A 347-nucleotide genomic window follows, 5' to 3' on the forward strand; every position below is an offset into this window, starting at 1 on the left:
CGTCGCAGGCATCGAGCCAGCCGCGACGAGCCTGGCCAATGCCGAAACGCAGGTTGTCGAATTCCAGGGCGCTGTGCGCGTCGGAGTTGATGCTCACCAGCACACCTTCGTCCCTCGACATTCGGCAGGCGATGTCGGTCATATCGAGCCGAGCCGGATGCGCGTTGAGTTCCAGAAAACAACCCCGCTCGTGGGCCTTTCGGATCACGCGCAGCAGGTCGATGTCGCAGGCGGGGCGCTCGTCGATCAGGCGTCCGGTGGGGTGAGCCAGAATGCTGAAATAGGGGTGGTCCATGGCGCGCAGCAGCCGGTCAGTCTGCCTGTCCTGTGCCAGGTCGAAACTGTAG

General features: G+C 63.7%; 1 pseudogene. It reads right to left on the reverse strand.

The window, feature by feature from the left end:
* A pseudogene (locus B3F77_RS03310) lies at window positions 1-347 on the reverse strand (DNA polymerase III); the annotation flags it as partial.

This window comes from Polaromonas sp. UBA4122, from assembly GCA_002381615.1.
Taxonomy (GTDB): domain Bacteria; phylum Pseudomonadota; class Gammaproteobacteria; order Burkholderiales; family Burkholderiaceae_C; genus Polaromonas.